Here is a 25,446-nt window from a genome sequence, read left to right on the forward strand (position 1 = left end):
CTGCTGCGTCACTTTTGCTTGACGTACCCCCGGTACGCCTTCACAAAAGTTCCTTGCATGGAACGAAAATTCGGCAACATCTGCTATCTTCGGAGGTTGCATACACGCCCTAGGGAGTCTACTATTCATGGAAAAAAAGGAGCGAGCGATACATGGCAGGTTGGACGCGTAATCCGGTGGATGAGGACGGGAACTTCGACTTTGGCGATTCGGGAGCCCGGCCGGGACAATTTCTCGGCACACGGGCGTTGTACATGGACAAGGCGGGGGCGGCCGTATGGTTGCGCGACGAAATTCCGTTCTCCAGCTACCGCGTGGAAGCGGAGGCAGCGATTCCCGAGTCCGTCGGCTTTGTCGGCATCGCCTTCGCGGCCAAGGATGAGGACAATTACGAGCTCATCTATCTGGCCCCTGTCGAAATCCAGTACGATCCGGTCATGAACGGGTCGATGACGTGGCAAATCTATAACGGTCCCCGCTATCAGAAGCCGCTGCCGGATACGACGGGAAGCTGGACGAAGCTGATCGTCGACGTCCATCCGGAAGTCGCGCTCGTCTATCTCGGGGATGATCCATCCCCGCAATTAATTGTATCCAACCTGCAGCATAAGGGAGAAGGCAGACAGGGGGCGATCGGTCTGTGGAACTTCCTGCCCGCGTACGTTGGCCGAATCTCCGTAACGGAGATCGAGCCCACAGCGATCAAAGCCCGCGGGACGAATCTGCGCGAGCTTGTCAAGGAAGGCTTCGTGACCGAGTGGCTCGTGTCCGAGCCGTATCCGGAGAATACGGCTCCGGAGCAGGCGTCGGGCTGGAGAACCGTGGCGGTCGAGGAGAACGGAACGCTGAACCTCAATCGGCAGTATACGGCCCGCCCCGGTCTGGCCGTTACGGCGGAGGCGGTCGTTAACGTTGCCGAGGAAGGGGAGTTCCCGATCGACTTCGGGTTCAGCGACCATCTCAAGCTCTGGATCAACGGTGAGCCGGTATACGAGGGAAGCTGGAGGTGGCAGCCGCCCGCCAGCGACGGCAGGATCACCGCTGATCTCGTGACGCTCCCCATCCGCTGGCATGCGGGAGAGAATCGGATTCGCGCTGAACTGACCTGCGCCGAAACGTTCGGATGGGGACTGTGCGCGGCTATTCGAACGAATCGATCACGTCCAGCAGAAGCACAAGCTCTTCGTTAATCGGGATCGAGACGGTTCGAATCCACAAGTGCGTGTCCAGATCGGCGTATTTGCCCGATATTTTGGCTTCCGTCTCCGTCGAGGCGTCGTGGGACAGATGGGGGATGAAGTACGGCCTCCAGCTCCAATCGGCGAAGCGGTATTCGAGATTCGTTTTCCAGCCTTCCGCATCGCTGCGGGAATGGTTGGCGGACAATTGGATTCCCGTCGTCCGGCACAGATAGACGCGCATGCAGGAGTCGTCCAAGCGCGGCAGCAGCAGGCGGATCGCCTCGTCGGCGAGCTCCGCCTCTTCGCCGTCGTTCGGGGAGCGACGTTCCAGCAGCTCCCGAATGCCGGACTCCCGCACGCGCTCGACCAGCCTGTTGCCGATCCCCTCCCAGAGCAGCCGGGTTTCCTTCATCAGAAGCTTGTGGGCGCTTAGCTCCGCTTCGATCAGCGAAGTGAAGGCGTGCCGGTCCTGGTAATCCGTCTGCGCTTGCGAGAACAGATAACCTTGGACGTATCTTGCTCCGGCCTGGATCGCCCTTTTCAAATCCTGGCTTGTCTCCACGCCTTCCAGCAGCAGGGATGCCCCGATCTGTTCCGCCAGGTTGGAGAACGACCGAAGCACGCCGAGATATCCGCTGTGGGTGGCGCTCTTTTTCATCAATAAAATATCGACCTTAAGCAGATTGGGCCGGATTCTGGCAATGCGGTCGAAATTGCTGAACCCCGTTCCTATGTCGTCTATGGCAATCTGGCAGCCTGCCTGCCGGTAGAGATCGACGATCTGCGTCAGCTCGGACATGGAATCTCCGAATTCGTCCTCCGTGATTTCGATGCACACTTTGCGGGGGTCAACTCCGTACTTTTGAATCAGCTGGAGCGTGTGCAGTTCTCCCGTGTTTTTGTAGTGCCGGTAGATCCACGAAGGCTTCAGATTGACGAACAGCAGGGGAGGGTCCGCTTCCTTGCTTAGTTTGGCTATCGCCTGCTCGCGAAGAATGCGGTCGATTCGAACATGCTCCTCCACAGGGACGTTATTGTCCGTGAAGAAGGGACCGAGGCTGCGCACCGCGCCGTCGATCCGTTCTCTTCCCAATGCTTCGTAGCCGATGATCGCACGAGTTTCCATGGCGACGATAGGCTGATAATAGGCCAGTAGTTGTCCTTGCGGATAGTGCCGGGAGATGACGTCGCAGTCTGTTTGGTTGCTCATAGAGGCCCTTTCCGATCATGATGTTATATAAGGTGACATCTAGTTCTGATTGTATAGAAGCCGAAGCGATCCTACAAGTAGTAAAATACTCAACCCGCATCGGTGTTGACTTCTATGTTCTGAGTGTGTATATATTATATATACACTAAATACAATGGAACGAGGAAATTCATGAACATCCAAATTTCCAACGCGTCCGGGGAGCCGATTTATTCGCAGATCGTCGGACGCGTTCGCGGCGCGATTCTGAGCGGCGAGCTCGCTCCGGGAACGATGCTGCCTTCTATTCGCCAATTGGCCAAGGATTTGCAGATCAGCGTGATTACGACGAAGAGGGCGTACGAGGAACTGGAGAAGGAAGGCTTGATAGACTCCGTAGTCGGCAAAGGTTCTTTCGTCTCGGGAGCGAACGAAGCTTTTATCCGGGAACAGAGGCTGAGGGCGATGGAGACCAAGCTGCTGGAAGCCGTTAAGGAGGGCAAGTCGCTCGGGCTTAGTCTGGAGGAAATCATCGGACATGTTCGACTGCTGGATCAGGAAGGAGAGTCGGAAGGATGAATGCGATCGAAGTTCGCGGGCTTGCGAAGAAGCACGGTTCCTTTACGCTCGGAACGTTGGACTTGAACGTTCGCCAAGGATACGTAACCGGGCTTGTCGGTCCGAACGGAGCGGGGAAGAGTACGTTGATCAAGCTGCTCATGGGCTTAACGGTAGCCCGAGCCGGGGAGATACGGATTTTCGGCGAGAAAATGCCCGAGCAAGAAGCGGGAATCAAAGCGCGAATCGGTTTCGTATCCGAGGAGAACACCCTGTACGAGCATCTGTCCATCGACGCGATGAGAAGCATCTATGCTCCATTCTATAGGCGATGGGACGAGCAAACGTTTCGCGAGTGCCTGCATCGGTTCGAACTCTCTCCCCGCAGCCGGATTCGCTCGTTGTCCAAAGGCATGAAAATGAAGCTGTCGCTCGCATTCGCCCTCTCCGGCGGAGCGGAGCTGCTCATTATGGACGAACCGACGGCGGGGTTGGACCCCGTCTTTCGGAGAGAAATGCTGGATATTCTCTCCGGTCTGATGCTGGACGAGAACAGAACGATTCTGTTTTCCACCCACATTACGACCGACCTCGACCGGATCGCCGACTACATTGTGTTTCTCGATCAAGGACATCTTGTTTTCGACAGCTCCAAAGAAGATCTATTCGACCGATATGCCCTGATCAAGGGGGATAAGGAATGGTTGGATCGCGATGTCCGCCAAGCGTTCGTAAGCATTAGGGAAACCGGGGCGGGATTCGAAGGTCTGGTACGCGATCGCGGCGAAGCGCTCCGAATGTTCGGAGAAGACGCGATTATCGAAACGCCGACATTGGAGGACATTATGTATTTTACCGTTAGGGGTGAACGGCATCGTGCTGAATCTCGTTCGTAAAGATCTGCTCGTGCTGCGGTGGTACTATCTGTTCGTCGCGTTATATGCGCTGCTTTTCGGGTTAATCATTACCAAGGGGACGTTTATGCTGTTGGGCGCTCTTCCGGCCGTCATGATGCTCGTTATAGGATCGGGTCTGGAACTGAAGAACCGCAGCTTGGTCTTCATAGGCAGCTTGCCCGTTACCCGCGGGCAGATCGTAAGAGCTCGCTATGCGACTGCCCTGGTCTTTACCGCTGCAGGGATTGCCGTTACGGTGATCATGAATTTGATCAATCGTTACGCGCTCGGAAGAGAGCATGGTTTCTCGGGGCTTATGATCGCTTTCATCATCGGAATCGTTCTCTTCTTCTCGGCAATCTATTTGCCCGCCTATTATTGGCTTGGGTCCAAAGGGGAACACGTGGCGCTGGGGGCGGCGCTGGCGCTAATCGTATTGGCGGCATTCGTGATGTCTGGGTTGCTGGGCGGCATATACGGAAGCGGGTACGAGCTGGGAGCAAGATTAAGCGCGTGGCCGCCGGTCGCATTGGGAGGTCTGGTCGTCGCCGCATCCGCTCTGCTGTTCGTTCTGTCGGGCTGCATCTCTTATCGTATCGTTCGAAGCAAAGATTTGGGGACATAAAGAGCAGGCCCGCGGCGAAGTCGACTTCCGGCGGGCCTGTCTATTTTTCATGAAGAACCATAGTAACTTTCTGACGCTTTCGACGTCTATAGATTAGCTGAAGATTTGCTGAAACTTTCGCCGTCGTTCGAGCGTCAAATTACCAAGATCATGAAACGCGAACGCGGAAAAGAGAATAAAACTCATTTTTCGCCCAGAGAGGATGAATCCAGTGCGTAAATTTCTTTCCTTGCTAGCGGCATTCGCCATCGTATTGTCTTTCTTTCACCAACCGCAAGGAGCCAAGGCCGCCACTCCGATCCGAATTTTCATCGACGGCCAAATTCTTCAAACTACCCAGCCTCCCCTGCTGATCGGAGGGTACACGATGGTTCCGCTTCGCGGCATCTTCGAGGCCCTGAATGCGCAGGTGATCTGGAATCAGAAAGCCAAGACGGTCACCGCCAAGAAGCGGGATACGACGATCGTGCTGACGATCGGCGCCAGAACGGCGACGATCAACAACCAGACGGTGACGTTGGATTCCCCGGCGCGCGTGCTGGCCGGCCACACGATGGTTCCGGTCCGGTTCGTCAGCGAGGCTCTCGGAGACGACGTGCGCTGGGATAAACTGTCGCAAAGCGTGCTGATTACGACCAAGGCCGTTCAAGAAGTCGGCAAAGTCACTCAGCTCGGCGTGACGGAAGTTTCCCAGAACGGCGACGGCCGGGATTTGCAGGTCAGCTTCTCGACGCCGGCCGACCAATCGAACGTCAGCGGCTACCGGATTTTGGTCGTGAAGGCGGAGAACGTCTCTTCCTTTAATCTGGCTAAAGCCTTGGCCGTCCGCGCGGCCAACTATACGTCCGTATCCAAGTCCGGTTCCTACCAACGCGTAACGCTTACCGCGCAGAGCCGGGATGTCGACGGGGCGCTGCTGCGCGCGAATCAAGCTTACAAAGTATTCGTTCTGACGGTGGGGTCTGACGCGAACGCGCTCTCCGACTCTTCCATTTCGATTACCCTGAAGTCCAACCCAGCCGTAGGTCAGGCGACAAACGTAAAAATCGAGGACGTTGCGGATCAAGGAGACGGACGGGATCTGAGAGTTACGTTCTCCAGAGCGTCCAGCGAAAGCAACATATCCGGCTACCGGGTCATGATCGTCAAATCGGCCAACGCTTCCGGATTTAATCTGTCCCAAGCGAACGGTATGTCCAGCTCCTACTATACGAACGTTGCCAAGACGTCGGGATCGGGCGCGCTCAGCGTGACGCTCAACTCGTCCGCTCGGGATACGTCCGGCGATCTCATCCGCAACGGGGTAGCGTACACGGCCTTCGTCATGACGGTCAGCTCGAATACGTCCAACTGGTCGCACTCGCTGTCCGCGAGCTCCGCTTCCGTTACGCTCGGCGCATCGGCCCAAACTCCGGTCATTACGGGAGTGGCGGACGTGGACGACAATGGCGACGGACGCGACCTGCAGGTGACGTTCAACAAGCCTTCCGACGAATCGAGAATCGGTTCGTACAGAATTTTCGTCGTCAGAGAAGGCGATTACTCGTCCTTTAACCTGACGGAAGCGAACCGGGTGTCTTCCGGCAATTATTACGATCAATACAGAACGGGCAACAATTACAACATTGTGCTCTCTTCGAACATGAGAGATACGAGAGGCAACAAGGTGACGAACGGCGTTGCTTACCGCGTGTTCGTAATGGGCGTGTCCAACAACAACAATTACGCCAACTCGCTCTCGGCGGCTTCCGCGAGCATTACGCTCAAGAACTCCGGAGTTCAAGCGGTGACGAACCTGTCGGTCAGCGATGTTGCGGACTATAACAACGGCCGAGATCTGCAAGTATCGTTCACGAAAGCGACCAATGAGTCGCTGATCAAGAACTACCGGGTATTCGTCGTCAAGGAAGCGAATGCCGGAACTTTCGGACTGGCTGCGGCGAACGCGGTCACGAATTCGAACAACTACACGACGATCAACAAGAACAACACGAACATCGTCCAGACGTTGGCGGCCGGGTCGCGCGACGTGAACGGTGCAACGATCCAGAACGGGGTCGCTTACCGGGTGTTCGTCATGTCGGTAGGTACCGTGAACGGCAGCAACGCGCTGTCTTCTCCGTCCGCTTCGATTCAGCTTAGCAACAACAACGTCACGGCGGTCACGAACGTCGCCGTCAGCGACGTCGCGGACTACAACAGCGGCCAAGACTTGCGCGTGTCGTTCACCAAAGCGGCCAACGAGAACAACATTGCCCACTACCGGGCTTATGTCGTGAAGGAGAATGCGGCAGCTTACTTTAACTTGAACACCGCAAACGCCATACCGAACTACACAGTCATCAACAAGAAAGGAACCAATATTGCTCAGGAACTGAACGCCGATTCCCGAGACATTGACGGCGCACTGATTCAGAACGGCATCAAGTACAAGGTGTTCATCTTGTCGGTGGGCGTCTCCAATGTATACGGCAATGCGTTGTCTGCCGGGTCTCCGACGATTCAGTTGGAGAATAAAGGCACGGTAACGGCCGTTACGAACGTTACTGGAACCGACGTGGCCGATAACGGCAACGGCTTGGACCTGCGCGTATCATTCACGAAGGCATCCGTGGAGACGAACATCAGCCATTATCGGATTTTCATCGTGCCGGACTCGGCGGCTTATCAGTTCACCTTGAACGCCGCTAACGCGATTACCAATACGGCGCTGTTTACTACGGCTAATCCGGGCGCGAATCATAATGCAGTGCTGGCGAACAACGCCGTCGACATTTACAATCAGCCGATCAGAAACAACGTGCCGTACCGAATTTTCGTCCTGTCGGTAGGTTACGGCACTGCTCACGGCGTGAACGCTTTGTCTGCGGCTTCTCCGGCAGTTACTTTGACGACCTCCGGCGCACCGGCGGTAACGGGCGTGGCGGTCAGCGATACGGGCGATGCGGGAACAGGCGCTGACCTGCAGGTCAGCTTCAACAAAGCAGCGGACGAGAGCAACATTCAAGCATACCGAATATTCGTTGTCAGAAGCGGCAGCGCCTTTACGCTGGCGACGGCGATTAATGCCAATCCGTATGCGACGTTCGCTCCGAACGGATCTAATCCGACCTTGAATCTGGGAGGGGTCGCAACCGATACGAGCGGCGCGCCTATTGCCAACGGCGTCAGCTATCAAGTTTATGTGCTTTCTGTAGCCAAAGCCGGCAGCAGTTCGTTGTCTGCTCCTTCGGCAGCCATCAGTCTAACCTCCCCGGTTCAGGTAGCCCAGAGTGTGGGCGCAGTACAGGCCGGCGCCGATAAGCTGGTCGTCACCTGGACTCCGCCGGCATCACAGACTGGAATATCGCAATATCTCGTGTTCCTGCTACATCCGGCAGGAACGTTGGATGCGGCTACTGCGTATAATTTGCGGGCTCAGGCCTCCGCTACTGTTGCCCCGGGAACGAACACGGTCGAACTGTCTCTGGGCAGCACGGTTATCGGCGGTACATTGACGGCCAATACGGCTTATCAAATCTACGTCCTGTCCGTAGCGGACGGAACAACGAATCACAACATTTCCGCCCCCGGCAGCGGAACCATCACGGTAGCGCCTCCTGCGCCTACTGGGGATCCGGTTGAAACGCCTTAATAACTGCGAATAGAAGCAGGCGTCTCCTTGACGCGGCTCGCATGATGAATGCGAGCTGACGCAGGCGGGACGCTTGCTTCTTTTTGGGCTCCATCCGCCGCACCGCACTATAGGCGCGGAAATGTGATTTCAATCCCCGATCATGCTAGAATAATAGAAAACGCCGAAGGAGTGTCCGCGTGAAGGTGTTCAGAAAAATACGCAGCTGGGTAGGCTCGCTGGCGATCGCCTACATCTTGTCGCTGCTGATCGGAATCTTTCTTCTTCAGCCCTATCGAGTGGACGGGCACTCTATGGATCCGACGCTGCGGGATAGTCAGCGGCTGTTCGTGTCGAAGCTGTCCCATACTTTTTCCTATATGCCGGACTACGGCGATATCGTCATTATAGACAGCCGGGTGAACCGGGAGCGCACCTTCATGGACGACGTGATGGAAAATCCGCTGATCCAGTTGCTGACCAGGGATGAAGACCGGATCTACTACGTGAAAAGGGTGATCGGCAAGCCGGGAGATATGCTGGAGCTTACCGGAGGGCAGCTGTACCGCAACGGCGAGCGTCTCGAGGAGTCGTATATTAAAGAAGAGATGAACGCGTTCGTCGGCGGCATCTGGGAGGTGCCGGAGGGGCATGTGTTCGTCATGGGCGACAACCGCAACCATAGCGACGACAGCCGTTCGATCGGGTATATTCCTCTGAATCACGTGTTGGGCAAGAAGCTGTAGCGCAATCGTAAAAATGTCCACCCTCCCCAAAAATGTTCGGATATATCGTTGCCTGCGCATGAACTATACTGTAGGCGATATCCCAATACTCAGGGGAGGGAATTCATATGAAACGAGCAATGACCGGCATGCGCATGGCGGTTGCTTTGCTGCTGCTTGCGGCGGTCGCCATCGCGGGAGAAGACCGCGCCCAAGCGGTTGTGCCTGCGGAGAGCACCTTTTTTGCAACCGCTTTCGTAGACGAGGGCAGCACCTACAACACGAACAGCGACGGAGATTTGTGGCCGTCCGCGTGGTCGAACGACGATTACTTGTACCTGGCTAACGGAGACGGCTGGGGCTGGACGAATCAAGGGTGGAGCGATATCGCCTTCAACCGGATTACGGGCGGCCATCCGGACAGCGGCAATCTCGTCGGCAATCGGGTAAGCGCGGGCTTCGGACCGGTATGGAACAAGTCGACCTGCCCGGACGGTTCGCCCCGTTACAACCGCAAGCCGACCGGCCTGACCTCCAGAGGCGGCACGCTCTGGCTGGCCGTTCAGGATCTGAACCGCTGTCCTGGCGCCCAATTTTACGGACCGGCCTTTAACGATGCGCCGAACGCCACCATTCTGAAGTCGACGGACAAAGGCGCCACCTGGACGTGGAACGCGACTTCGCCGATGTTTCCGAACTCGGTGTTCACGACGGTTTTCTTCCTGGATTGGGGCAAGGACGGCGTCGACAACGACCCGACGACGAACTGGGACGACTATATCTACGCTTACGGCACGGACTACAACTGGCGCGACTCGTTCAACAACGCCGTTCCCGATCCGACGAAGCTTTATTTGGCCCGCATTCTGGCAACGGACAATCTGCAGGATCTGTCGAAGTGGCAGTTCTGGACCGGCGGATTAAATGGAGGAACGCAGTCGTGGTCGAGCTATGGCAACATCGCCGCCAAGCAGCCGGTGCTGCAGGACGACAGAAGAATCTACCCGTCCGTCACATCCGGCTTCCCGTCTGGCCACATTCGCGACATGACGCCGATCTCGCAAGGAAGCGTCACCTACAATCGCGCGCTCAACCGCTACATCTATCTGTCCTGGACGGAGTACACGTTCGAATTTTACGAGGCTCCCGCGCCGTGGGGACCGTGGAAGAGATTTCTGTCCAAGGACTTCGGAACGTATTCCTCGCCTTGGACGACGGGCAAGAACGGCGGGTACACGACGGTGATGCCGTCCAAGTACATTAGCGCCGACGGCTTGCGGATGTGGTTCAACGCCAATACGTTCGAGGGCCCCGTCAACAATTACCGCTTCTCCCTGCGCCGTCTTTACGTGACCCCGTACAACGCTTCGCTGACGCCGACCAACGCGCGGAGCGACACGAACAATCTCGCCGTGACGGGAGACGCGAAGACGCCGATCGCAGCGGCGAGTTTCCACCAAGGCAATCCATGGGCGCTTAACGACGGCGCGAAAAACGTCAACGCAGACGACTGGAACGGGGAAGCGAAGGCGCAAAGCTACTGGGGCTACACCTGGTCCAGACCGTACAACATGAACAAAGTCGTCTACACGTCGGGCGCTTCCTTCCCGGACGGCGGCTATTTCGCTTCGGGGCTGAAAGTCCAGGTTCGCCAAAACTTCCAGTGGGTAGACGTAACGGGCCTGTCCGTGAGCCCGGACTATCCGTATAACGGTACGGCCGCACCTTATAAAACGTACACGTTCAAGTTCGACGACGCGTGGGGAGACGGCGTGCGGATTATCGGGGCGACGGGAGGCACGCAGAAATTCACGGCGATCAGCGAATTGGAGGTCTACTACGCCAACGGCTTCGCGACGACGGTTGCCGACCCGTTCGACGGTCCGCTAGGCTCCGCCTGGACTTGGAGCGCGCCGCTGGCAGGACCCGCTTACTCGTTCACCGGCGGGAATCTGCGGATGACGCTGCCGAATTCGAGCGCCTATGACAATTGGGACTTCATCGACCAATCGCCGAAGCTGATGCGCACGGATATGGGCGGGGGAGACTGGACGATCGAGACGAGGATGAACTTGTCCTCTTATACGGCGGGCAACAACTTCCACGGGGGCTTGGCCGTGCGTTTCGGCACAAACAATTATTTCCTGTGGGGGAACCTGAAGGGCAACGCCCTCGAATTCTCCCGGTCGGGATATGCGGCGCTGGCTGCCGTCACTCCGTACACGAACTCTGCCGTTTCCCTGCGAATAAGGAAGGCAGGCACCCGCTATTACGTCGATTACAAACAGAATCCGGGCGACGCGTGGATTAACGCGGGCAGCGACAACTATCCTTTCGCGGCTCCCGTCTCCGTCGGGCTGATGGCGAAGACGTGGTCGGCGGTTCCGCTGACGACGGATTTCGATTCGTTCGTGCTTAGAAAATGACAAGGCCCAAGGGCGGCCCCGGCAGGTTTCGCGACCTGTCCGGGGCGGCTTCGTTCCCCGTTGTCAAACGGCCGGCGATCCCGTACACTTTGACTGACGGAAGCGTTTACACCCGTTCCGCGGACCGGAGGACTGACCGCATGATTCCATCCTTGCTACGCAATCGGAAGCTCGGCAGCAAGCTGATGCTGCTTCTGCTTACGGTGATCCTGGCGCCCCTGTCGCTGCTGGGGCTGCTGTTCTATCAAAATTCGGTAGAGTGGGTCGAAGAGAAAAGCGACAAGGAGTCGCTGCAGGTGTTGAACCTGGTTATGCAGAACGCGGACGAAATGCTGCGGGGCGTGGAAACGCAGTTGCTTGATATTTACAATCAGGACGATATTATCGCTCAGCTCTCGGGATCGGTTCCGGACGCTGCGGGCAGCGGTGAGAACCCAATCGCGGAGGATCGCATCAGCCGGTATTTGCGCGATTTTCTGCGGGGGAAGGACGACGTGGACTCCGTCTATTTTCTGACCGAGTCGGGCGCGACGTATTTCGCCGATTTCCGCGGCGCGAGCTTGTTCACCGATCAGATCGGACGAAATCCGCAATGGCTGGAACGGATCGCCGAGGAGAACGGGCGGATCGTCTGGATTCCGACCTATGAAATTGCGCCTAATCGATACTCTCCGGACAATTCCTATTATTTTGCCGCAGGCATGAGCATCCGGGACGTCACCGACGAGCTGCAGGCGCTCGGCGCGCTCATTATCAACGTGAAAATCTCTTCGCTCGACCGCCTCATCGGCCAAGTCGACGTAAGCCCGAACGGCACCATTCTCGTGGCCGACGATTCGGGCAACCTGATCTGGCATCCCAATCCGCGAGCGTTCGGTACGAGGATGAACGAAATTCCGTTCTACAAGGCGACCAAGCCGGGCGAGTTCGTCCGGTTCGAGCTGAACGGGGAGAGCTACCGCATCGGGCGAGTGGCCTCGGGCTTTAACAATTGGTCCTACTACGCTATCGTTCCCCAGCTCGATCTCGACGCGCAGACGGAGAACCAGAAGCGGTTTCTCGTCGTGACGATCGTCGCTTTCTCCGCGCTGTTCCTGCTGCTTGCCTGGCTGACGACGCACTATATCACGAAGCCGATCCGGCAGCTCGTCGTCGCCATGAAGCAGATTCAGAAGGACTCGCAGGGGGTGAAGCTGCAAGCGCAATCGAACGACGAGATCGGCATGCTGCAGATGGCGTTTAACGGAATGCGCGGGCGGATCAACGATCTGATCCAGGAGGTGCGCATCGTCTCCGACAAGGAGAAGGAGGCCGAGATTCGGGCGCTTCAGGCGCAGATCAATCCCCACTTCGTCTACAACACGCTGGACGCGATCAACTGGCTGGCGATCGAGAAGGATGAGAACGAGATCAGCTCGATGATTACGGCGCTGAGCGACATGATGCGGTACGCGATTCGGCCGGGCGCGCCGTGGGTTCGGATGGAGGAGGAGCTGCAATGGGCGCAGAACTATGCCTATCTCCAGGAGATGAGATTCGAAGCGAAGTTCGCCGTCGAGTTCGACATTCCGGCCGAGCTGCTTCAGCTCAAGGTGCCGAGGCTGCTGCTTCAGCCGTATATGGAGAACGCGATCCTGCACGGGATGGAAAATCTGGACGGCGGAGGGCTGATCCGGGTCGGCCTTGCACTGGAGAGCGAAGATAAGCTGCGTCTCGTCGTGGAAGACAACGGGGTCGGGATGACGTCCGAACGGATGGACAGCATCAAGTCGCGCAAGTCGCATGGCATCGGCATTACGAATATGGACGACCGGCTGAAGCTGGAATACGGGGCCGGCTACGGCGTGCAGGTCGAATCCGAGCCGGGCAGAGGCACGCGCGTCACGGTCGTGCTTCCGGTAATCCGGGACGAGAACAATCCGCGAGGAGAGACGGACCTATGGCATACAGAGCGCTGATCGTGGATGACGAGCCGAAGGTAAGGCGCGGCTTGTCCGCCCTCATTCCGAAGCTTGATCCCGAATGGGAGGTCGTCGGCACGGCCGCGAACGGGGAGGAAGCGCTGCAGTTCGTGAAGAAGCAGCTTCCGGACCTGGTCATCACGGACATACGCATGCCCAAGATGAACGGTCTGGATCTGCTCAGCGAACTGAAGGAATACCCGCTTCAAGTCGTGATTCTGTCGGGATACGGCTATTTCGAATACGCGCGCACCGCGATTCAATTCGGCGCGTTCGACTTCCTGCTTAAGCCGCTGAAGCCGGACGCCATCCGAGACGTGCTGCGCCGCTTGTCCGCGCAGATGAAGCCTGTCGAGAGGGAGACGCCGACAGGCGTGCCGGAGCAGAAGTACTCCAAGCTGTGGAAGGAGTGGATGCTGTCGCCGGAAGACGAGCCGGGGCACGAGACCAAGCTGCTCCCTCTTCTTCCGCCGGGCGCCGGTTCGATGAGAATCGCCGCGATCGAGATCGACGCCTACGACAAGGTGATCTCCGAGGATCAGTGGGGCGATCGCCAGCTCGTGGCGTTCGCCGTCCGCAACGTCCTGCACGAGCTGCTGTCGGCCCGGGCCGCGGATCGGTTCCGCTATTTGTTCCAGAACGGCTCGCAGCTTTATTATTTGCTGGCGAACGCGGGCTGCGGCCGCGACTTCTGGGAGGAAGCGATCCGCACGATCGCCCGCTCCGTGAAAATCTCGGTGTCCGTCGGCTTAAGCGGGGAGAGCTCCGAGTTCGCCGAGCTGCCGAAGCTGCTGGCCCATGCCCGGGAGAGCCTGGAGAACAAGTGGATCTACGGGGGAGGGAAGGTCAGCGACTATCGCGATTTCCATCTGGAGGACCTGGTTCGAATCGGCTACCCCGAAGCGCTGGAGGAGAAAGTCGGCTGGGCGGTCAGAAGCGGGGACGCGGCCGCCGCGTCGCAGGGGCTGGAGGAGTTCGTGCGCGCGCTCCGCGAAGCGGAGGTGCCGTTCCGGCTGTTCCAGCGCTATTGCTTGCAGCTGCTGACGTCCGTTCTGCGCATCGCCTATGAGCAGAAGGTGTCGGACTTGGTGTTCGGCCGGATGACGAGGCCGGCGGATCTGTTCGGGCGGGATTTCACGGCTCTCGGGTTTCTCGCGTTCATGAAGGAGTTCGCGGAGGAGAGCGTGCGGGCGCTGGAATGGAGCCGCAGCCAGAAGCAGAGCAAGACGCTGGATAAGGCGCTGGCGTTCATCCGGGCCAACTACTCGCGGGACATCTCCCTGGACGACGTGGCGGGACACGTAGGCATGAGCAGCAGCTACTTCAGCACGTATTTCAAGCAGGAGACGGAAACCTCGTTCGTCGAATATTTGACGCGCCTTCGGATGGACGCCGCCAAGAAGCTGATGAAGGACACCGATCTGAGACTGTACGAGATCGCCGCGATGGTCGGCTATCAGGACGTGAAGTATTTCTCCCGGCTGTTCAAAAAAACGATGAACGCGACTCCCGGCGAGTACCGGCAGTTTTTCGACCGAAAGGACGAGGGTTATGTCAAATAGGGGAGCGCTGGCCGGGATTCGTTACGTCGCCGCTTTATTGGGGCTGCTCCTGCTGCTGGCGGCGGCTTCCGCTTGCGGAGGCAAGCCCGTCGCTCCGGACGAGAAGCTGGATACGCTGATCGGCAGGCAGGCGCCGAAGGAGACGGCCGCTGCGGACCGGACGGTGCTGCGCATCTGGTCGTTCCACCAGGGGGAAGAGTTCACCTTCTGGCAGTGGCTCGGAGAGCGGTACGCGGAGGAGAACCCGGGCGTGGAGATCAAGGTGGAGTATATTTCGAGCGACGACTATTTTACGGGCAACCGGCTGGCTTCCTCCTTCGCTTCGGGACACGGTCCGGACGTATTCTTCGTGTCGGCGGGCACGATCCGCAAATACGTCAACGCCGGCATCCTGCAGCCGCTGGACGAGTATTTCACCGCTGAGGTTCGCAGCGATTTCTTCAAGCCGGCGCTCGATTCGGTCACGGTGAACGATCGCATCTACGCGATTCCGTTCGAGACGGAGCTGCTGGGCTTGTACTACAACCAAAAGCTGTTTCGCGACCAAGGCATCGCTCCGCCGGAGACGTGGGAGCAGATGCGCGAGGCGGCGCGGCTGCTGAAGAGCGGGTCCAGGAGCGGCCTGACGGTGGAGACGTTCGGGAGCGTCTACCAGACGTTCTCCTGGCTGCCTTTCCTGTGGCAGACGGGGGCCGATCTCGTCACAGAACCGGGCGACGGGTCCGGTCTGACGGAGCCGGGCGCGCGGACGATGTACGAGTTTTTCCGCGGGATGGCCGAAGACGGCCTGCTGAACATGCACCCTTCCCGGCCGACGACGGATATCGGCATTCTGGCGGGCGGGGAGACGGCGATGCAGGTGAGCGGCTCCTGGAATATCCGCTCGCTGGAGGCGAGCTATGCCGATCAGCCGATCGGCGTCGTACCGCTGCCCGTTCCTCCCGGCGGCCGGGAAGTAACGGCCGCGGGAGGCTGGAAAATCGGCGTCAACCGTTTCAGCGCGCATGCGGACGAAGCCGCGCGGTTCATTGCGTGGGCGTTCGCGGAGAGCGAGGACATTCCGCTGAAGTGGTGCACGGAGGTGAAGTTCGCCTATCCTTCGCGCGTCTCCGTCATGACGGCGGGGGAAGAGCTGTACGACCGCGGCCTGCGGTCCGTCTTTACGTCGCGCATCTTCGGCACGGAGCGGCAGGAGCCGCAATTGCCGGAAAGCGTGACGAGAATTTTCATCGACTCGCTGAACAAGCTCGTGTTCGGCGATGCGTCGGTCGATGCGCTGCTCGCCGACACGAACGCGCGGCTGAACGCTTACTTCGCGAACGTCCAAAAATAGTCCACCCCGCCTAAAACATTTCTCGTTACGGGCCCTCGCTTCTCCCCGCTATACTCGAGGTGACTTCAACCACCACCTATCGAAAGGGGAACCTCGAGTATGCAAAGCTTCAAATGGCGGCCGCTGCTGATCGCCTCCCTCCTCGCCGTCCTCCTGCTGCAGATCGGCTGCGGCTCGAACAACGGAGGCAAGGAAGCGTCAAGCAGCCCGTCCTCCTCGGCAACGAATTCCGGCAACGCGAGCAAAGAGAAAGTCACGCTGAAATTTTGGGACTTCCATACCGAAGCGGAACAGAAATTTTTCGAGGATCTGGTCGCGGAATACAACCAGTCGCAGGATCGGGTCACGATCGAGTATTCGACCTCCAACCAGCAGGATTACACGACGACGAAGCTTCCGACCGCATTCGCCTCGGGCGACGGGCCGGACATCTACATGATCAGCCCGGGCGACTTCATGAAGTTCGCGAAATCCGGCCTGATGGCGGATCTGTCGCCGTACTTCCCGTCGGGCTCCAAGGAAGATTTCCTCCCGGCCGCGCTGGATGCGGTTACGGTAGACGGCAAAATCATGGCGCTGCCGTACGAGCTCGAGCTGCTCGGGCTGTACTACAACGAAGAAATGCTGAAGAACGCCAACGTCGAAGTGCCGAAGACGTGGGACGAACTGCTCGCCGCGGCCCGCAAGCTGACGACCGACAAGGTCGCGGGGCTCGTGCTTCCGCCGGACAAAGGGCCGTACCTGAACTTCATCTGGTATCCGTTCCTCTGGCAGCAGGGCGGCAACGTGCTTAGCGCGGACGGATCGCAGTCGACGTTCGACACTCCGGAAGTCGCCAAGGCGCTCGACTTCTACGGCTCCTTCTTCCGCGAGAAGCTGGCCCCGTCCAAGCTGCAATTCGGACCTTGGGAGATCGACAACATCGGCAGCAAGACGGCGGCGATGCAGGTGCTCGGCACCTGGGCGATCAACCGCGCAGAGGAGAATTTCGCGGACGTGCCGATCAAGGTCGCTCCGCTGCCGCTGCCCGATGGCGGCAAAGCCGCGACGGATGCCGGAGGCTGGAAATTTGCCGTGAACGGCAAGAGCAAGCACGTCGAGGAAGCCGCGAAGTTCGTCATGTGGGCATTCGCCGACGATCCGGCTCGCGCGCTGAAGTGGTGCACCGAGATCAAGTTCGCTTACTCGCCGCGCCAATCGGTCGTCGATGCAGGCAAGGAGATCTACAGCAAGGGCATGCGTCAGGTGTTCACGGAGCAGATCTATTCCTCCGCGATTCCGGAGCCGACGTATCCTTCGGAGATCGTCGACATCGTCGGCGACGCGATGCAGTACGTCATGTTCGGCAAGATGGACGGCGCCGCGGCCGCGAAGGAAGCGGACGGCAAGATCAAGAGCTTCTTGAGCAAATAAGGCAGCAAGGCGGGATCCCGGCCGAACGCGAGGCCGGGGTTCCCGCTTGCCGACAGAGGAGGCACAAGCCATGGTTCCGAAACGGCCGTCGGCGCGGACTTTGCGGGAATGGGGCACGGCGTACGCCTTCCTGTTCCCCAACATCATCGGTTTGTTCGTGTTCGTTTTTATGCCGATCGTATACGCCCTCTACGTGAGCTTGTACGATTGGAACGCGCTTAGCCCGAAAGTGTTCGTCGGTCTGGACAATTATAAGGATCTGTTGGGCGATAAGGGGTGGTGGAGATCCGTCGGGAAGACGATCACCTTCAGCGTGATTTACGTGCCGCTGCTGTTCGTCTCGTCGCTGCTGTCCGCCGTATTGATCCACGCTCTGAGAGGCCGGGTAAGCGGCCTGGCGCGAACGATGTTCCTGATGCCGTTCGCCATTACTTCCGTCAATTCGGCGATTATCGCCATGTATTTGCTGGACCCGAGAAGAGGGCTGATCAACTGGATTCTCAGCGGGTTCGGCGTCCCTTCCCAAGATTTTCTCGGCTCGACGAGCCAGGCGATGTTCTGCGTCGTCGTCGTTCTTCTGTGGATTAACGTCGGGTACAACATGATCATTTTTTTATCGGCGATCAAGGAAATTCCCAAGGACTATTACGAGGCCGCGCACATGGACGGGGCCAAGCGGGGACAGACGTTCTTCCGCATCACTTTCCCGCTGATCAAGGAGACCAATACGTTCATCCTTATCGTCACGACAATCGGCTCGTTCCAGGTGTTCGACCAGATCATGGTCATGACGAAGGGTGGACCGGCCGGGGCGACGGAAGTGAGCGTTCTGTACATTTTCAAGCATGCCTTCGAGCTGCTTAACATGGGCTATTCTTCGGCGATGGCATTCGTGCTGTTCCTGATCATTTTCGTGCTGTCGCTGTTTCAATTGAAATTATTCTCCAGAGACGAGGAGCGCTGATCCCATGCTGGCGATAAGACGCGCGGCATTCCCGACGTTGGCCGTGGTGCTCGGCCTGGCGCTCGTATTCCCGATCTATGTGCTCGTCATCGGCTCCCTGCGTTCGGAGGAGCGGATATTCGACGTCACGCTGTTTCCCGTCGAAGCCGTCTTCGCCAACTTCTCCCAAGCGGTGAAGGGGACGGGCCTGATCCGGTCGATCGCCAATTCTTTTCTCGTATCGGCGACGGTCACGGTCGTGGCGATGATCTTCCACTCGATGTCCGGCTACGCGCTGGCGAGGTTCCGGTTTCCGGGAAGAAACCTGGTGTTCGCCTGGATGCTGAGCACGCTTATGGTACCGTTCGCCGTCATCATGATTCCGCTCTACCTGATCACGAAGCAGTTTCATATGATCAACTCGTTTGCCGGGCTGATCGTGCCCTCGATTTTCAACGCATACGGCATCTTCCTGTTCCGCCAGTTCTACCGGGATTTCCCGCGGGAGCTGGAAGAGGCGGCTTACTTGGACGGTCTGTCGCTGGGAGGGACGTATTTCAAGATCGCGCTGCCGCTGTCGGTGCCGATAATCGCGCCGCTGACGATCGGTTTTTTCCTGGCGAACTGGAACTCGTATTTGTGGCCTCTGATCATTACGCAGGATGCCAAGCTGTGGGTCATTCAGGTGTTCCTCGCCAGCCTCGTCGGAGGGGGCTACTTCACGCCTTGGAACGTCGTGCTTGCGGCGGCGGTCGTCTCGACGATTCCGACGTTCGTCTTGTTCTTCGGAGCGCAGCGGTTCCTCGTGGACGGCATCAAGATGTCGGGCATCAAATAACGAACTCAACCTAATTGGAGGATGACAGCATGCTGGGAACGTCGTTAAGGGATCTGTACAGAGAAAGGGAAGGCAAGCGCAAGCGCGAATCCAGCTACGACACGACGGGGGGCAACCGGGACTACAAAGTGATCAAGCCGGGCGAGGTCGTCGACCTGTGCGAACTGAGCGGCAGCGGCAGCATTACGCACATCTGGATGACGATGGCACCGACGGACGATACGCTCGAATCGCATCTGCACCGCAAAGTCGTCCTGCGCATGTATTGGGACGGGGAGACGAATCCGAGCGTGCAGGCGCCGATCGGCGACTTCTTCGGCATCGGCCATGGGGAGACGCGCAACTTCAGCTCCGCTCCGCTGGCGATGAGCCCGGAGGACGGACGGGCGCTCAACTGTTATTTTCCGATGCCGTTCGGCGTCTCGGCCCGGGTCGAGATCGAGTCCGGCGCGGACAAACCGCTCAAGTTCTACTACTACATCGATTACGAGGCGTACGACCGCCCGATCGACAGTCCTCTCCGGTTTCACGCGATCTGGAGAAGGGAGCTGACGGACGGCGTCGACGATCAGGAGATGTCCAACGCCCTGTTCGAATTCGGGGGCAAAAATACGACCGGAGACGGCAACTACGTGCTGCTCGACGCGGAAGGCAAAGGACACTACGTCGGCTGCAACCTGAACATTCACAATCTGCGGATGACGCGGGAATGGAACTGGTACGGGGAAGGGGACGACATGATCTTCATCGACGGGGAGCCTTGGCCGCCTTCGCTTCACGGCACCGGCATGGAGGACTACTTCAACACCGCCTGGTGTCCGACGCAGGAGTATCACTCTCCGTACCACGGCATGACGATGGGCGGCGGCCCGAACTGGTCGGGCAAAATATCGGCTTACCGGTTTCACATCCAGGACCCGATCATGTTCGACCGTTCGATCCGGGTGACGATCGAGCACGGACACAACAACCACCGCAGCGACGACTATTCGAGCACCGCGTACTGGTACCAGACGGAGCCGCACAAGGACCATCCGATCATCGTGCCCGTGAGCGACAGATTGCCGCTGCCCGACTATCTTCCTTTTAACGCGCAGGACATGAAGGTTTGCTTCGACTATTAGCATTCGCAAGGAGCCGCGACGGTGTCGAACCGTTGATCGGCTCCTTGTTGCTTGAACCGCCAAAATGTAATATCCTGTCTGCATCATGTTACAATAGCATGCGACGTTCTTATTTCGCGTAAGGGAGAACACCATGAGAATAAGCATTCGGGCGAAAATCTTTATCGGCTTCTCCATTCTGCTGGTCGTGTCTCTCAGCATCGTCACCTGGATCTGGTACGAGAAATATTCGCGCAACCTGCGGGAATCGTCGGAGGAGTTCATGATCCGCTCGATTACCGAGATGAACGACAGCTTCGAGCTGACGATGAAGGACATCGATTACATCAGCACGATGATCTCGCTGAATCGCCCGAACGTCATCGACGTGCTCGTCGGAGACTCGGAGGACACCGTCTTCGACCAGTTGCAGAAGGACCGCAAGCTGGACAACTACATTTCCAGTCTGTACGGCTACAAATACTACATCTCCGGGATCAGCGTCGTCAGCGATAAAGGACGCGTCTATTCGCAGGGAACCTCGCTGCCGGTCGCGCAGTTCCGGGCTTCCCCCTGGCATGCGAGCATGACCGAGCGGCAGGGCCGTCCCGTATTCGTCACCACTCACGCAGGCTCCTCCCTCGACCGGGTATCGGAATTCCCGTCGCAGAACGTCGTCTCCATCGCCCGCACGATCCGGGACGGCAACCGGCAGGTCGGCTACGTGCTGATCGACTTCGGGTACGAATTCGTGCAGAGGATGTTCAGCAGGCCGCTGGTGAAATCGGGACAGTCGTTCCTGCTCGACGGGGAGGGCAACTTCGTCTACGCGCAGGAGAAGCTGGACATCAACCGCAGCATCCGGCAGACGAAGTACGCGGACGTCCTGCCTCTGCTGCAAGGCACATCGGGGAGGAAAACGATCGATATCGGAGGCGAGCCGCATTTTCTCGTCTACTACAAATCCCAATACACCGACTGGACGACGGTAGCGCTCGTGCCGAAGGACGAGCTGCTGGCGGACAGCCGCAGGGCGGCCAATACGTCGATGATCGTGCCGGTCGCGACGCTGATCGCCGCGCTTCTGGTCGCGACGGTGCTGGCGCGACAGATTACCCGCAACATCGGCATTCTTCGCAACGCGATGAAGCGGGTCGGATCGGGCAATCTGACCGAGACGATCGCGATCCGCTCGCATGACGAGGTGGAGGAGCTGAGCCGCGGCTTCAACCAGATGGTCGAGAGCATCAAAAATCTGGTCGAAGATGTCAGGCGGACGGACGAGAAGCGGCACGAGATGGAGTTCAAAGCGCTGCAGGCGCAGATCAATCCGCACTTTCTGTTCAACACGCTGAATCAGATCCGCTGGCTGGCCGACATTCAGAAGGCCGACAATATCAAGGAGCTCGTCTCCTCCCTGCTCGCGCTGCTGCACAGCAGCATGGGCAAGGGCGGCGAATATTTGACCGTGCGCGAGGAGATCGACTACCTTCGCCATTATTTGAACATCCAGGAGTACCGCTACTACGACAAGTTCGAGGCCGTGTTCGATTTCGAAGAGGAAATATTGGACGGGCGAATTCTGAAGTTCCTGCTCCAGCCTCTCGTGGAGAACGCGCTGATTCACGGCATCGAGCCGTTAAAGGGCAGAGGTTTGCTGACGATAAAAGGGTTCGCCGACCGCGGGGATCTCGTGCTGCAGGTGTCCGACAACGGGGTGGGCATGACGGCGGACCGGCAGGGGGAGCTGCTTGCCGCTTCGGCGGAGAAAGACAAGCTCCGGTTCAGCGGGATCGGCCTGAGCAACGTCCAGGAGCGCATTCGCATGCATTACGGCCCACCGTACGGACTGGAAGTGCAGAGCGCGGCGGGGTTGTTTACGACGGTGACGGTCCGGCTTCCCTGCCGGGCGGAGAAGGAGGGATGACGGGATGCTGCGGGTGATGCTGGTGGACGACGACTTGCCGATGCTGAATCATCTGAAAAATATGCTGGAGTGGGAGAAGCACGGCTTCGTTCTATGCGGGGAAGCGACCGGCGGCAAAGCCGCGGGGCGGATGGCGGACGAGCGCAAGCCCGATATCGTCATCACGGACATGAGCATGCCGGGCATGGACGGGCTGGAATTGATCGAGTACCTCCAGAAGTTCCATCCGCGGACGAAGATCGTCGCGGTGAGCGGGTACAGCGACGTCCATTACATTCGCAACAGCATGAGAAGCGGCGCGGTCGACTATATTCTGAAGCACGAGCTGAGCTCCGAGCTGCTGCTGGACGTCTTGGGCAAAGCCTCCGACAAGCTCGCGGAGGAGCGGAGGGCGACGGAGAAAAGCATGCAGATGCAGCTTCAACTGGAACGCAGCCGCTCCTTGCTGAGAGAGGACGCGATTCGCCGGCTCGTCCAAGAGGACCAGCCGGATGAGTCCGTCTCGACCGATGCCTTGAAGGAGCTGGGGATCGAATTCTTCTCGGGCGGCGTCACCGCGGTCGTCGTCTCCTGGGACGGATATTTGCAGTTGAAGGAAAGGCTCGAACGTAAGGATCTGGACAATCTGGCCCAATCGTTCAAGGATATCGCCGGGAACATTGTCGCGGATGCGGACAAAGCGTACTTGGCGCAGACGGAGGAGGGCAAATTCGTTCTTCTGTTTACGCTTAAGACGAGCAGCCGCTTGATCTGGCATACGACGATCCACGAAGCGCTGCGCCGGATTCGGGCGAGCGTGAAGCGGCAGCTCAATCTGAGCGTCAGCTGCAGCGTAAGCGTGCTGTGCGGAGCGATCGCGGACATTCCGAACGCCTGCGCGGAAGCCGAGCGGGCGCTGGAGGAGCGGTTCTACGCCGGGACGGACGCGGTGATCTGGCCGGAATCGGCTCGCAAGCCGAAGGAGGCCGAGGTTCCGACGGTGGACGTGCGTCTGGAACGCGAGCTGGCTCTCCGTCTGTCCAGGCTGGACGAGGAAGGCGTCGGGGAAGTGCTGAACGATCTGTTCGATCGGATGATCGAAGCCCACACGGCTTACAAATCGGTTCAGATGGCCTGCGTCGAACTGATCCATCTCGCCAATCGCAGCTTGAAGGAAGCCGGCGTGTCCGAGCAGGAGGTGTTCGGCGACGTCGCCTCCACGCCTTACGAAACGCTGCTGCAATTCGACACCGTCCGCGCGCTGCGGGACTGGATGACGAACGTCTACCGGGAGCTGCTGCGCGCGCTCCGTTCGCGCCAGACGCCGTCCACGCATTCCGACCTCGTACGGCGTACGCTCGAGTGGATTCGTCGCCGCCATGCGGAGCCGATCACCCTTCAGCTTGCGGCGGACGAGGCCGGCGTCAACTCCTCTTACTTAAGCCGCGTGTTCAAGGAGGAGACGAAGCTCGGATTCGCGGATTACGTCACGCGCTTTCGGGTCGACCAGGCGAAACGGCTGATTCGCGAGGGAGAGACCGACTTGAAGGAGATCGTGCGGCGGACGGGATTTTCCAGCTACAACTATTTTTTCACCGTGTTCAAGAAAGTAACCGGAATTACCCCGCTCGAATACGAGAAATTGCCGGATCAAGCCGAGACGTAAAAAAGCTGTAGTGAAACGTAAAAAAAGTGGAGCCCTTGGGCGGGCTTCTTTTTTTTATGATTAAGGCGGGCAAATTAAGAAACAAACTTAGGGAGGTTCAACAGAGATGAGAACAAAGAAGTGGCAGTGGGCGCTAACGGGCGTGGTAGCTGCAAGCTTGGTCGTCTCGGCATGCGGCAACTCCAACAATAACGCGGGCGGGGAGAGTTCCCCTTCGGGCACGGCTCCGGCCAGCGGCGGCAAGCAAGAAACGATTACATTCTGGTCCTGGGTGCCGACGGATATTCAATCGAAGAAAGTGATCGAGGCGTTCGAAGCGGCCAACCCGGACATCAAAGTCGAATACTGGCGCGGCGAACAGACCGATTTCCAGAAAAAGCTTCAAGTGGCGATCGGCGCGGGCGAAGGTCCGGACCTGATGGGGATGCAAGTCGGCGGCATGCTGAACCAGTACGCGAACATGCTGGAGCCGATCCAGCCGCTCGCGGACGAGAAGTGGGGCGCGGGCTGGGAAGAGAAGTTCGTTCCGTCTTCCATCGACCAAGTGAAGTCCAAGGACGGCTCGATGGTCGCTCTGCCGCTTAACTTGACGGGCCAAGAGTTCGTACTGTACAACAAAGCGATCTTCGACAAAGTCGGCATCACCGAAGTTCCGAAGACGTACGAGGAATGGAAACAAGTCAACGCGAAAATCAGCGAAGCGGGCATCGTGCCGGTCGCGATGGGCGCGAAGGACACCTGGCATGACGTCGACATGTTCGTCGCTCTGAGCAACCAATTCGCTCCGGGCCAAGTGTACGAAGCCGAGCAAGGCAAAGTGCCTTTCACCGATCAAGCCTTCGTCGACACGATGAACGCATGGAAGCAGCTGTTCACGGACAAGGTGTTCCAAGACGGCGCTCTGGGCTTGTCCACCTACCCGGACGCACGCGACCAATACTTCTATTCCGGCAAAGCAGCCATGTTCCTGACCGGCTCCTGGCACGTCGGCTTCGGCCTTCCGGGCGGAGAGAAGGAAGGTACGGCGATCGAGAACGACGCGACGGGCATGTTCCTGCTGCCGCAGATCGGTCCGAATCCGTCCAAAGCGGTGGCGAGCGTCGATACGGCGCTGGCGATCAACAAAAACTCCGAGCACAAGGAAGCGGCTTGGAAGCTGCTTGAGTTCCTGACGATGGGCGAAGGCCAGCAGATCATGGCCGACTTCATCCAAGGCTCTCCGTCCAAGATCGGCGTAGAAGTGCAGACGCTGGATCAATTCAAGTTCGACTCCGAGAAGGAAGCGGTGGGCGTCGTGAACCAGGAGATCGCGGGCGCGATCGGCAAGCGGCTGCTCGACTATCCGGAGCTGAACAACGCGATCGGCATCGCGATGCAGGACGTCGCCGCGGGCAAAGACGTCGAAGCGGCGCTTAAGGAAGTTCAGAAGGTGTCCGAAGGCATCGCCAGATAAGGAAAGCAATCGAACGACAGCAACGGCGCGGGGCATGAGCGGAAGAGACGATTCT

Annotated in this window: 18 protein-coding genes; 17 read left to right on the forward strand and 1 reads right to left on the reverse strand. The window is 58.4% G+C overall.

Annotated elements, in window-relative coordinates:
- Positions 1–152 precede the first annotated feature (152 nt).
- Entirely contained in the window at positions 153–1,190 is a 1,038-nt protein-coding gene (locus B0G52_RS12575) for a hypothetical protein (protein ID WP_094044705.1), read from the forward strand.
- Here the strand turns inward: B0G52_RS12575 and B0G52_RS12580 are convergent.
- Positions 1,141–2,391, reverse strand: a complete 1,251-nt coding sequence (locus B0G52_RS12580) for an EAL domain-containing protein (RefSeq protein WP_094044707.1) — start codon at positions 2,389–2,391, stop codon at positions 1,141–1,143. The two genes, B0G52_RS12575 and B0G52_RS12580, sit on opposite strands and share 50 nt — an antisense overlap.
- 171 nt (positions 2,392–2,562) lie before the next feature.
- On the opposite strand from B0G52_RS12580, the gene B0G52_RS12585 reads away from it, so the two are divergent.
- The 16 genes from B0G52_RS12585 (at position 2,563) to B0G52_RS12660 (ending at position 25,391) form a co-directional block, all read left to right on the forward strand.
- The gene (locus B0G52_RS12585; RefSeq protein WP_094044709.1) at positions 2,563–2,949 is read left to right on the forward strand and encodes a GntR family transcriptional regulator; all 387 of its coding nucleotides are present in this window, start codon (positions 2,563–2,565) and stop codon (positions 2,947–2,949) included.
- Positions 2,946–3,824, forward strand: a complete 879-nt coding sequence (locus B0G52_RS12590; RefSeq protein WP_094044711.1) for an ABC transporter ATP-binding protein — start codon at positions 2,946–2,948, stop codon at positions 3,822–3,824. The genes B0G52_RS12585 and B0G52_RS12590 overlap by 4 nt, the downstream gene beginning before the upstream one ends.
- On the forward strand, positions 3,805–4,449 hold the full coding sequence (locus B0G52_RS12595; RefSeq protein ID WP_158223684.1) for an ABC-2 transporter permease: 645 nt from the start codon (positions 3,805–3,807) through the stop codon (positions 4,447–4,449). Before B0G52_RS12590 ends, B0G52_RS12595 begins: the two co-directional genes overlap by 20 nt.
- A gap of 211 nt (positions 4,450–4,660) precedes the next feature.
- Positions 4,661–8,083, forward strand: coding sequence for a copper amine oxidase N-terminal domain-containing protein (locus tag B0G52_RS12600; protein WP_158223685.1), 3,423 nt, complete (start codon positions 4,661–4,663; stop codon positions 8,081–8,083).
- 179 nt (positions 8,084–8,262) lie between these two features.
- On the forward strand, positions 8,263–8,808 hold the full coding sequence (lepB, locus tag B0G52_RS12605; protein ID WP_094044717.1) for a signal peptidase I: 546 nt from the start codon (positions 8,263–8,265) through the stop codon (positions 8,806–8,808).
- 107 nt (positions 8,809–8,915) lie between these two features.
- Entirely contained in the window at positions 8,916–11,213 is a 2,298-nt protein-coding gene (locus B0G52_RS12610; protein ID WP_198960640.1) for a glycoside hydrolase family 183 protein, read from the forward strand.
- A 140-nt stretch (positions 11,214–11,353) separates the two neighbouring features.
- Positions 11,354–13,171, forward strand: coding sequence for a sensor histidine kinase (locus tag B0G52_RS12615; protein WP_158223686.1), 1,818 nt, complete (start codon positions 11,354–11,356; stop codon positions 13,169–13,171).
- Positions 13,153–14,736: a response regulator gene (locus B0G52_RS12620; RefSeq protein WP_094044721.1), complete on the forward strand. Its 1,584-nt coding sequence runs from the start codon at positions 13,153–13,155 to the stop codon at positions 14,734–14,736. Before B0G52_RS12615 ends, B0G52_RS12620 begins: the two co-directional genes overlap by 19 nt.
- The gene (locus B0G52_RS12625; RefSeq protein ID WP_094044723.1) at positions 14,726–16,069 is read left to right on the forward strand and encodes an ABC transporter substrate-binding protein; all 1,344 of its coding nucleotides are present in this window, start codon (positions 14,726–14,728) and stop codon (positions 16,067–16,069) included. The genes B0G52_RS12620 and B0G52_RS12625 overlap by 11 nt, the downstream gene beginning before the upstream one ends.
- A 99-nt stretch (positions 16,070–16,168) precedes the next feature.
- Entirely contained in the window at positions 16,169–17,482 is a 1,314-nt protein-coding gene (locus B0G52_RS12630) for an ABC transporter substrate-binding protein (RefSeq protein ID WP_094044725.1), read from the forward strand.
- A gap of 70 nt (positions 17,483–17,552) precedes the next feature.
- The gene (locus tag B0G52_RS12635) at positions 17,553–18,446 is read left to right on the forward strand and encodes a carbohydrate ABC transporter permease (RefSeq protein ID WP_094044727.1); all 894 of its coding nucleotides are present in this window, start codon (positions 17,553–17,555) and stop codon (positions 18,444–18,446) included.
- 4 nt (positions 18,447–18,450) lie between these two features.
- Positions 18,451–19,263, forward strand: coding sequence for a carbohydrate ABC transporter permease (locus B0G52_RS12640; protein ID WP_198960641.1), 813 nt, complete (start codon positions 18,451–18,453; stop codon positions 19,261–19,263).
- 29 nt (positions 19,264–19,292) lie between these two features.
- Entirely contained in the window at positions 19,293–20,387 is a 1,095-nt protein-coding gene (locus B0G52_RS12645) for a glycoside hydrolase family 172 protein (protein WP_094044729.1), read from the forward strand.
- Between the two features lie 133 nt (positions 20,388–20,520).
- A complete protein-coding gene (locus tag B0G52_RS12650) occupies positions 20,521–22,293 on the forward strand; it encodes a cache domain-containing sensor histidine kinase (RefSeq protein WP_094044731.1) in 1,773 nt (590 codons plus the stop codon).
- A gap of 4 nt (positions 22,294–22,297) precedes the next feature.
- A complete protein-coding gene (locus B0G52_RS12655) occupies positions 22,298–23,938 on the forward strand; it encodes a response regulator transcription factor (protein ID WP_094044733.1) in 1,641 nt (546 codons plus the stop codon).
- Positions 23,939–24,044: 106 nt separating this feature from the next.
- Entirely contained in the window at positions 24,045–25,391 is a 1,347-nt protein-coding gene (locus tag B0G52_RS12660; protein WP_094044735.1) for an ABC transporter substrate-binding protein, read from the forward strand.
- Positions 25,392–25,446 lie beyond the last annotated feature (55 nt).

The organism is Cohnella sp. SGD-V74 (assembly GCF_003001675.1).
In the GTDB taxonomy this organism is placed as follows: domain Bacteria; phylum Bacillota; class Bacilli; order Paenibacillales; family Paenibacillaceae; genus Cohnella.

Excerpts from the sequence above, each read along its gene's own strand:
- B0G52_RS12575 (WP_094044705.1), top strand. The coding sequence starts at position 153 with ATGGCAGGTTGGACGCGTAATCCGGTGGATGAGGACGGGAACTTCGAC.
- B0G52_RS12580 (WP_094044707.1), bottom strand. The coding sequence starts at position 2,391 with ATGAGCAACCAAACAGACTGCGACGTCATCTCCCGGCACTATCCGCAA.
- B0G52_RS12585 (WP_094044709.1), top strand. The coding sequence starts at position 2,563 with ATGAACATCCAAATTTCCAACGCGTCCGGGGAGCCGATTTATTCGCAG.
- B0G52_RS12590 (WP_094044711.1), top strand. The coding sequence starts at position 2,946 with ATGAATGCGATCGAAGTTCGCGGGCTTGCGAAGAAGCACGGTTCCTTT.
- B0G52_RS12610 (WP_198960640.1), top strand. The coding sequence starts at position 8,916 with ATGAAACGAGCAATGACCGGCATGCGCATGGCGGTTGCTTTGCTGCTG.
- B0G52_RS12615 (WP_158223686.1), top strand. The coding sequence starts at position 11,354 with ATGATTCCATCCTTGCTACGCAATCGGAAGCTCGGCAGCAAGCTGATG.
- B0G52_RS12620 (WP_094044721.1), top strand. The coding sequence starts at position 13,153 with ATGGCATACAGAGCGCTGATCGTGGATGACGAGCCGAAGGTAAGGCGC.
- B0G52_RS12625 (WP_094044723.1), top strand. The coding sequence starts at position 14,726 with ATGTCAAATAGGGGAGCGCTGGCCGGGATTCGTTACGTCGCCGCTTTA.
- B0G52_RS12630 (WP_094044725.1), top strand. The coding sequence starts at position 16,169 with ATGCAAAGCTTCAAATGGCGGCCGCTGCTGATCGCCTCCCTCCTCGCC.
- B0G52_RS12635 (WP_094044727.1), top strand. The coding sequence starts at position 17,553 with ATGGTTCCGAAACGGCCGTCGGCGCGGACTTTGCGGGAATGGGGCACG.
- B0G52_RS12640 (WP_198960641.1), top strand. The coding sequence starts at position 18,451 with ATGCTGGCGATAAGACGCGCGGCATTCCCGACGTTGGCCGTGGTGCTC.
- B0G52_RS12645 (WP_094044729.1), top strand. The coding sequence starts at position 19,293 with ATGCTGGGAACGTCGTTAAGGGATCTGTACAGAGAAAGGGAAGGCAAG.
- B0G52_RS12650 (WP_094044731.1), top strand. The coding sequence starts at position 20,521 with ATGAGAATAAGCATTCGGGCGAAAATCTTTATCGGCTTCTCCATTCTG.
- B0G52_RS12655 (WP_094044733.1), top strand. The coding sequence starts at position 22,298 with ATGCTGCGGGTGATGCTGGTGGACGACGACTTGCCGATGCTGAATCAT.
- B0G52_RS12660 (WP_094044735.1), top strand. The coding sequence starts at position 24,045 with ATGAGAACAAAGAAGTGGCAGTGGGCGCTAACGGGCGTGGTAGCTGCA.